9 protein-coding genes are annotated in these 9,304 nt (G+C 44.1%); 4 read left to right on the top strand and 5 right to left on the bottom strand.

Going from position 1 to position 9,304, the window contains the following annotated elements:
• Window positions 1-23: 23 nt before the first annotated feature.
• Complete coding sequence (locus GDA45_07440; GenBank protein ID MBC6414693.1) at window positions 24-179, bottom strand: hypothetical protein; 156 nt, start codon at window positions 177-179, stop codon at window positions 24-26.
• Window positions 180-320: 141 nt separating this feature from the next.
• On the opposite strand from GDA45_07440, the gene GDA45_07435 reads away from it, so the two are divergent.
• The 4 genes from GDA45_07435 to pheA are packed head-to-tail and all read left to right on the top strand — an operon-like array spanning window position 321 to window position 6,151.
• The gene (locus tag GDA45_07435) at window positions 321-1,367 is read left to right on the top strand and encodes a glutaminyl-peptide cyclotransferase (protein MBC6414692.1); all 1,047 of its coding nucleotides are present in this window, start codon (window positions 321-323) and stop codon (window positions 1,365-1,367) included.
• Window positions 1,368-1,420: 53 nt separating this feature from the next.
• Complete coding sequence (gyrA, locus tag GDA45_07430) at window positions 1,421-3,970, top strand: DNA gyrase subunit A (protein ID MBC6414691.1); 2,550 nt, start codon at window positions 1,421-1,423, stop codon at window positions 3,968-3,970.
• Window positions 3,957-5,072, top strand: coding sequence for a 3-phosphoserine/phosphohydroxythreonine transaminase (gene serC, locus GDA45_07425; GenBank protein ID MBC6414690.1), 1,116 nt, complete (start codon window positions 3,957-3,959; stop codon window positions 5,070-5,072). The genes gyrA and serC overlap by 14 nt, the downstream gene beginning before the upstream one ends.
• A complete protein-coding gene (gene pheA, locus GDA45_07420; protein MBC6414689.1) occupies window positions 5,069-6,151 on the top strand; it encodes a prephenate dehydratase in 1,083 nt (360 codons plus the stop codon). Before serC ends, pheA begins: the two co-directional genes overlap by 4 nt.
• On the opposite strand, the gene mreD is transcribed toward pheA, so the two are convergent.
• From mreD to GDA45_07400, 4 genes are all read right to left on the bottom strand, one after another.
• Complete coding sequence (gene mreD / locus GDA45_07415; protein ID MBC6414688.1) at window positions 6,130-6,645, bottom strand: rod shape-determining protein MreD; 516 nt, start codon at window positions 6,643-6,645, stop codon at window positions 6,130-6,132. The genes pheA and mreD overlap by 22 nt on opposite strands.
• Complete coding sequence (gene mreC, locus GDA45_07410) at window positions 6,642-7,481, bottom strand: rod shape-determining protein MreC (protein ID MBC6414687.1); 840 nt, start codon at window positions 7,479-7,481, stop codon at window positions 6,642-6,644. The genes mreD and mreC overlap by 4 nt, the downstream gene beginning before the upstream one ends.
• A gap of 18 nt (window positions 7,482-7,499) precedes the next feature.
• Entirely contained in the window at window positions 7,500-8,543 is a 1,044-nt protein-coding gene (locus tag GDA45_07405; GenBank protein ID MBC6414686.1) for a rod shape-determining protein, read from the bottom strand.
• Window positions 8,544-8,608: 65 nt separating this feature from the next.
• A partial coding sequence (locus GDA45_07400; protein MBC6414685.1) for a LamG domain-containing protein occupies window positions 8,609-9,304 on the bottom strand: 696 nt, incomplete at its 5' end.

Raw genomic sequence — 9,304 nt, 5'->3', positions numbered from 1 at the left:
ATCATTGACATAATGTAAGCTGATTAAAATTTCTGCCACGCTACAGCAGATGGTACACCGTCGTCATCAGTATCCGTTATGTCCTGAGTGCAAGCAGGCAATGAATTTTGTTGAGCAACCGTAGGTTGCCACAACACTAACGCGAGTAACAAAAATATACTAAGAAATTTATTTTTCACCCTGTTTTTCCTTATTGTTATCTTATTGTAATATATCCTTTTAAAGATTAGGCAATTTTCTATGCTTCATTTAGTCCTAAATTTTGTGCCTAAAAATAGCTAAAAATAGCTTATAATAATCTCTTTAGATCAATAAAATCAATGACACATCACCGAATAGTTTACTATTTATTGATAGCATCGCTATTGATTGGCGTGCTTTACTTGCAGACCTTATATGCTCAAGAGGGCAGCGGTGTAACTGCGCCGCTAGACGACATTCAAGTATCGCCGCAAGATACCAATCAGGGCGGCGTTAGCACTGGCAACGAAGTTATACCAAGCGATGTTGGCGAACCAGTTCCTGTAACTACTAGCACTGGCAACGAAGTTATACCAAGCGATTTCGATGAACCGGTTCCTGCAACTACTGATGCCGAAGAACCCGAGATTTCAGAAAGCGAGATTCAGAGGATTATGCGCCGCATGGAAGCACGAAAAAACCGTGTTATAAAGGCTAAGCAGCTCAGCTATGAAGTAGTCAATCGTTTTCCGCATAGACCGACGGCATTTACTCAGGGTTTGGTCATAAAAGGTGATACATTGATAGAAAGTAGCGGTGGCTACGGCAAATCTCTTTTGAGTAAAGTCAATCTTGAGAGCGGTGAAGTTTTAAGCGAACAAACGATGCCACCGCATATTTTCGCCGAGGGTATTAGCTATCTAAAAGGTTTTCTTTATCAACTCAGCTACAGACGAGGCGTCTTGATGGTCTACGATGCCGAAACATTGTTTCTCACTGAACAACATCAATACAGCGGCGAAGGTTGGGGGCTTACTAACAACGGCCATCAGTTAATTATGAGTGATGGTTCCGACACCTTGAGATATATGAGTCGTAAAAATTTCGAAGAGCTTAAGCGTATATCAGTGACTGAAAACGGTCGTCCGCTTAAATACCTGAATGAACTTGAATGGGTGGATGGAAAAATCTATGCCAATGTGTGGTTGCGAAACAAAATAGTCATTATTAATCCTAGGACTGGGGTGGTAAATGCCTATGTCGATCTGAAAGATTTGTTGACCGAAGTCCGTGCTGAGATGATGGCCGGTGTGCTCAACGGTATCGCCTACGACGAACAAAGCAAACGGCTTTATGTGACTGGTAAGTATTGGCCTACCTTGTTTGAGATTGAAATAAAGTCTTAGGGCATCGTATTGTTTCATCACTCTCGAATCACTCTTGGTTATATTAAATAGCGATGCCTGATTTTGCTAAAGAAATCCTGCCGGTTAGTTTAGAGGAGGAAATGCGTAAATCCTATTTGGATTACGCAATGAGCGTTATTATCGGCCGTGCGTTGCCCGATATTTACGATGGCTTAAAGCCGGTGCACAGACGCGTACTTTATGCGATGAGCGAGCTGCACAACGATTTTAATAAGCCGTATAAAAAGTCAGCTCGTATCGTCGGTGATGTTATAGGTAAATATCATCCGCACGGCGATAGTGCGGTGTACGACACCTTAGTGCGGATGGCGCAGACCTTTTCTTTGCGTTATCCACTGATAGACGGACAGGGTAATTTCGGCTCTATAGACGGCGATGCACCAGCGGCGATGCGTTATACCGAAGTGCGGTTGTCGAAAATAGCGCACGAACTGCTTGCCGATATAGATAAGGAGACGGTCGATTTTATTCCTAACTATGATAATTCCGAGAAAGAGCCGGTAGTACTTCCGTCGCGCATACCGAATTTGCTGGTCAACGGTTCGGCTGGGATTGCCGTCGGTATGGCAACCAGTATGCCGACTCATAATTTGGGTGAAGTCATAGATGCGGTTTTAGCAGTTGCCAAGAATCCGGATATCTCGATAGCCGATTTGATGCGCTACATCCCGGGGCCGGATTTCCCCACCGCAGCGATTATCAATGGACGCCAGGGGATATACGATGCATATCGTAGCGGCCGCGGTCGTGTCGTACTACGCGCCAGTTGCAGAATAGAATCGGTTAATAAAGGAGAGCAAGAACTTATTATTGTTGAGGAACTGCCTTATATGGTTAATAAGGCGCATTTACTCGAAAAAATAGCTGACTTGGTTAAAGAGAAACGTATAGAGGGTATTACCGAATTGCGTGACGAAACCGACAAAGAAGGTATGCGGATAGTTATTGAATTAAAACGCAGGGAGAACAGCCAAATTATACTCAACAACTTATACAAATACACCAAGATGCAAACAACTTTTAGTATCAACATGGTGGCACTGCAAGAAGGGCAGCCAAAGCTGTTTAATCTCAAAGAAATTTTAGAGGCTTTCCTAAGACATCGCCGTAATGTAGTTACGCGACGAACTGTATACGAGTTGCGCAAAGCCAAAGAAAAGGCGCATACTCTGGAAGGGCTGTCGGTCGCACTGGCTAATATAGACGAAGTGATCGCGTTGATAAAAAAATCTCAAACATCAGCCGATGCCAAATCTGCACTGATGGAACATGCATGGAAGCCTGGGGCAGTTGTGCAATTGCTAGAGAAGAGCGATGCGTTGATATCCAAACCAGACACGCTAGGTGCTGAGTTCGGCTTGCACTCCGATGGTTATCATCTATCGGCACAGCAGGCTCAAGCAATACTTGATTTGAAGTTGCACCGTTTGACCGCACTGGAACAGGATAAGATAGTCTCTGATTACGAACAGCTTATTGCGTTGATATCAGAATTGCTCAAGATACTCTCCGACCCTGACCGATTGATAAAAGTGATTTGCGATGAATTGAAGGAAATTAAAAAGCACTACGGCGATCCACGCAGAACCAAAATTGTCGACCAATCAGTGGATATGGATGACGAAGATTTAATTCCCCAAGAGGATATGATATTAACGATATCGCACGCCGGTTATGCCAAGATACAACCTCCTGACCACTATCGAGCACAACACCGAGGCGGCAGAGGCAAGACCGCAACATCGGTTAGAGAAGAGGACTTTATTGAGATGATGTTCATGGCGAACAGCCACGATACTTTGTTATGTTTTTCTAATTTAGGACAGCTCTATTGGCTCAAAGTCTATAAATTGCCTAGGGCTGGGCGTACGGCGCGAGGAAAACCTATGGTTAATATGCTCAATCTTGGTGAAGGTGAGCGCATCACTGCGATATTGCCAGTGAAATCGTATGCCGACGGCTTGTATGTAACGATGGCAACTGCTAAGGGAATTATCAAACGCACATCCTTGAATGCGTTTTCCAGACCGCGTAGCAACGGCATCAAAGCCATCAATCTGCAGCCCGACGATAAGATGATAGGTGCAGTGATTACCGACGGCACCAACGATATTATGCTGTTCAACAACTTAGGACGAGCTATACGATTTAAGGAGAGCGATGTACGAACAGTCGGGCGTACCGCAAAAGGTGTTATAGGTATGCGCTTGCGTGATAACGCTAAAATTATTTCTCTCATCTGTTTGTCAGAGCGGGATAAAGAACAAATTAAAATTTTAATCGCTACCGAAAATGGCTACGGCAAACGTACTCAGGCAAAGAAATTTACGGCCAAGCGACGCGGCGGTCTTGGTATGATCTCTATCAAGACCAACAAGCGCAACGGTACAGTAATAGGCGCTTTGCCCTTTAGCGATGACGACGAAGTGATGTTGATTACCGACCAAGGGGTATTAGTGCGTACCCGAGTATCGACTATATCTGCCGTTGGTCGTAATACCCAAGGCGTTAGACTGATACGGCTGGATGCAAAAAGAAAATTATCGGAGATAGTGCGCATAGAAAAAAATGCCGAAGACTGAAATGCGCATCAGTGATGCCCATCAACTTTATAATTTTTCTCCTGGGCCGGCGACTTTGCCAGAAGTAGTATTGCAAAAATCCCAGCAGCTGGTCTCAGCCAAACATCCAGTAGCATTGTTGGAGATAAGTCACCGAAGTGCTTATGTAGACGATGTTATTGAACGCATGCAGTATACCTTGCGCGATATGCTCTCTATACCAGACGACTACGAGATATTGTTTGCCTCAGGCGGTAGCCGCGCCCAATATGCAGCACTTGCGATGAACCTCGGTTATGCCAAAAGTGCGGATTATTTCGACACCGGTTATTGGTCTCGCTATGCTACCTCCGAAGCACAGAAGTATATCGAAAAAAACAAACTGTCTATTATCACTTCAATTACTGATGAACCTCCGTTGTCGCTACCCGCTACTGATGAGTGGCAACTTAATGAGGATGCTGCGTATAGACATTATGTATCAAACGAGACTTTTATCGGCTTTGAGTTTTGTGCCGCTGATTATATAAGAGATGGCACTTTGGTGGCCGATATGACCTCTAATTTTTTAACAGATACGATAGATGTAAAGGCGCATAAAATGATTTATGCAGGCGCACAAAAAAATGCCGGTGTCTCAGGCTTGGTTTATATCATAGTGCGGCGCGATGTTTTAGCCGAAGCGCGACACCCACTGACCCCTGCATTGTATGATTATGATAAATTATTAGCCACTGGTTCTAGGCCGACAACACCGCCGGTATTTTCGTGGCTAGTTGCACAACTGATGCTGGAATGGATAGTGCAGCAAGGCGGAGTGCAAGAGATGCAGCAGCGGTGCCATCACCGCTCAACGATGCTCTACGATTGTATAGACAGATCGTCGTTCTATACCAATCCTATCTCTCCCGCATATCGTTCGCGAGTGAATATATTTTTTAATTTGCCAACCGTTGCCCTTGAGCAAAAATTTATAGTGGCTGCCGAGGCGCAGGGGTTGTGGGGATTGAAAGGGCATAGCCAAACTGGTGGTATACGCGCGAGCTTGTATAATGGAATGCCGATTTCGGGTGCTGAGACATTGGTTGAATTTATGAAAGATTTTGAACGGATGGCAGGATGAAAGACAACGAAATAGAAAATTTACGCACAACTATAGACGATATAGATGCACAACTGTTAAAACTGCTGAATGAGCGTGCTCAATGTGCGATACAAGTCGGACAAGCAAAAAACAAGAATAACGAGAATGCTAGCTGTTATAGGCCGGCTAGAGAAGCAGCGCATTTAAGGGAACTATTATCCGCTAATCTGGGGCCGTTGCCTAAAGCAACCGTATCTATGTTATTCGAAGAGATTATTTCGGCGTGTAGAGCATTGGAGCAGAAATTAACCGTAGTTTTTTTAGGACCATCAGGCACCTATACCGAACAGGCTGTATATAAGCATTTTGGTCATGCCGTATCGTTAAAATCTTGCGCTACCATAGAGGAAGTATTCCGTTGCATTGCAACGAATAAAGCCTATTATGGTGTCGTGCCAGTGGAAAATTCAAGCGAGGGTAGCGTGAGTAATACACTGGATCATTTTATGAGTAACGATATAAAAATAATCGGCGAATCAGAACTGCGTATCAATCACTGTCTGTTGACTAAACAAAGCCGAGTCGAAGATATACAAAAAGTATATGGGCATTCACAATCTCTCGCCCAATGTCGTAATTGGCTTAGCGCACATTTGCCAGATAGTGTACAAATCAATGTTGAGAGTAGTAGCCAAGCGATACAAAAACTAAACGAAGACTACCCTGCCGCAGCAATTGCCAGTGCTTACGCCGCAGAGTTGTATAAGCTCAACATCATAGCTCGAGACATAGAAGATAGTGCAAGCAACACCACCCGCTTTCTGATTTTAGGTTCTCAATTTCCGCCACCCAGTGGCCACGATAAAACCAGCATTTTACTATTGACGCGGCATAAGGCTGGGGCACTGGCACACTTATTGAAAATACTGGCTGATCAAAATATTAATTTGACGCGTATCGAGTCTCGCCCGTCTGGGCGTGTTAACTGGGAGTATGCTTTTTTCCTCGACATAGAAGGGCATTGCGAGCAAGAGCATATTAAGCAGGGGCTTGCGGCGTTGGATAAAGAAGCCGATTTTTATAAATTATTGGGTTCTTATCCTTGTGCCATAGAGTAATAGACTTTGCGTCTTAGATGGCGGAGTACCGCGTATACCCAAAGCCAAGTGAGCATACTGGTAAATACCGACCACAACTTGTTCCAAATAGTTTCACCAACCTCAGCTACGCCTTCAATCCATATTGTGAGGAGTATATAAATGCCTATTACCACAGCAACGAATACCATTTGCTCTAGCATATAAAAACGTAACCGTTTGTGCAATAAAATCGTTGCATAAGCAACTAGAGTATAAAGCAATGCATTTTGTCCGAGCCAGTTACCACTAATAAAATCTACCAATAATCCGGTAGACCAGGCAAACTTGATATTAAATCTATAAGGCAGAGCGAGTACCCAATAAATAACTGTCAGCAGTGTCCAGTGAGGCCAGTAGTAATAGCCCCAGTGAGGCATAGGTAACACATCCATAATCAACGCCAGCAGTACCACACCCCAGACCAGTCCATATTCGCGTCTCATCAGTTGCGCTTTTTCTTTGAAGGTCTTCATTTAGAGATTGCTGTTGATTGGTCGGGCCAGACCAGTACCATTTCTAAGTTGTGGTTTAGTTTGGCATTTGGTTTTATATCAATAGTTGCAAAGCTATTCCCTTCTGGTTTTTCTATACTTAATACCGTCCCTATAGGATAGCCGTAGGGATATTTATTATCTAAGCCTGAGGTGATTATCTGATCACTGACTTTGATATCGGCGGTAGCCGGCACATAAAGCAACTGTAAACGTTCGGCATTGCCAATGCCGCTCACAACCACCCTGAGTCCGGATCTTTCAATTTCTCCGAGTAGCGTATACCCAGGACTGGAAATTAGTACCACTGTAGCACTGAGCGCAGTGACCTCAGCGACCTGCCCGATGATACCATTGGTTCCAAGAACTGGTTGACCTATATAAACGCCGCTTTTTTGCCCTCGATCAATAATAATTTTTTGTTCTACAAGCGATGAAAGTACGCCGACCAGTTTTACTACTGTAAACTGTTGATCTACATCTTTTTCAAGTAGGTTCATCAACTCCTGAAGATGGCGGTTTTTGTGTTTGAGTGCTGACATCTCGGATAAGCGCGCTTGCAGTTGAGTATTTTCGTTTTGTAGCCAATGTTTTTTTTCCAATAATTCCGAGCGTTCTTGTAAATATTGGTAGGTCATTAGGGTGCCATGGTAAGGTAGGTTTGCTACATAACGAACCGCATAACCAAGTAGATTGGTGTAATAACGTACTTTATCTAGGTAGCTGAATTGGTAGTCGACTATTATCAGCGCTATGGATAAGCTAATAAAAAAGATAAGTTTAGAAGTGAGATTACGAGGACTGAATAATTCTTTAATTTTAGAATGCTCCGCTGTTTATTCCTCATATAGAAAAGTTATTTTCTTCTCATCCAATAACTCCAATGCCTTACCTCCGCCTTGGGCGACACAGTTCAATGGTTCGTCAGCGAGGATCACCGGGATGGAAGTCTCATTAGAGATTAAAACATCAAGGTTTCTTAATAAGGCACCGCCACCGGTTAGGACTATGCCGCGTTCTGCAATATCGGAACTTAGTTCTGGTGGTGTCTCATCCAGTGCTTTTTTAACTGCGGTAACGATATTGTCCAATGTTGGCTTCATTGCTTCGTGGATTTCGTTGTCGGATACGGTGATATTTCTAGGCAGGCCGCCAGCAACTTCGCGGGCGTTGATTTTTGTTTTGCTCTCCTGTGAGGTTGGATAGGCGGTACCTATTAAACTTTTGACCCGCTCTGCGGTCGCCTCGCCTATCAGCACATTGTAATGTTTGCGCAGATAATTTATAATCGCTTCGTCTAGTCGGTCACCGCCGAATCGAACCGAAGCCGAATAAACGATGCCGTTGAGCGATAGCACTGCTACTTCGGAAGTACCCCCGCCAATATCTAATAACATGGAACCTTGCGCTTGGCTGATAGGAAGATTTGCACCTATAGCTGCAGCTATAGGTTCTTCTATCAGATAAACTTTGCTTACCCCAGCACCCAAAGCTGATTCACGAATCGCTCGCCTTTCAACTTGCGTTGCTCCGCATGGTACGCAGATAAGAGCTCGACCACCGGATTTAAGGAATCTGTCTTCATAAACCTTATGTATGAATATCTGTAGCATCTTTTCGGTGGTCGTGAAATCTGCTATCACACCGTCTTTCAGAGGTCTGATAACTTTTATATTAGAGGGTGTCTTGCCCATCATTTCTTTAGCGGGGTGACCGGCAGCCTCAACGCTGATGGTAGAACCATTATTGGTAATACGAGTAGCGACCACTGATGGTTCATTAAGCACTATACCTCGACCTTTCATGCAAATCAGCGTATTGGCGGTGCCCAAGTCTATCGACAAATCATCTGAGAAAAGTGAAAAAATTTTTTTTAGCATTAATCTATTCCTATTGGTCCGAGCATAGTATCACCACACAGCTAGTTATGCAAGCACTACGCCGTTTATGATGGTATACAAGATAGGCAGCGAATCGCCATTACATCCCCGAATTGAATCTCCGTTGCATTAGGCAGCACTCTGATTGTTAGTTGTGCGGCATTGGGTGTCTGTTCTAATGTCGTGCGTTGCCACTGATGCTCTCCAATTTGCGTTATGCCGTCTTTTTCGGGAGTGTTGAATAAAGCATCTACTTCCGATGCATTATAAGAAAAGCGATCACCCAGCTTATACACTGCGTCTATCTGCATCGGCATTAGCGGTTGCCGCCAAATCGCAACATCGTCTATCAAAGTATTAGCATTATCAACAGTAGAGTCTTGCGTCTCTCCCAACAATAAATCATTGGTATTTTCTGCCGACAACGGTCTCCCTAGACAAGATTGGGCAATAGACTCGCCATTGACATACAGCACAGCTTTGCCACATTCATCTCTGCCATCCCAGCTCGCTGCTATATGTATCCATTGTCCCCACAGTTTTTTATCTAGGGTGCCACTTTCTAGTTTTTGATGTTTACCGTTGGTGACTAATTCAAAGCTGATAGTGCCATCTTCGCTGATCGAAAAGGCGATAAGGTTACCCTCTTTGTTCGTATACGGTTGTCTTAATAAGTAGGTAGTTCGATTAGGTTGCTGTGTTTTCACCCAAGCTGCGACTGTCATAGACGAGCGAAATTTTTCACGGTCACCTTTCCTAGA

Source organism: Chromatiales bacterium (assembly GCA_014323925.1).
GTDB lineage: Bacteria > Pseudomonadota > Gammaproteobacteria > Poriferisulfidales > Oxydemutatoraceae > SP5GCR1.
This window is presented reverse-complemented; position numbering and strand designations above follow the sequence as displayed.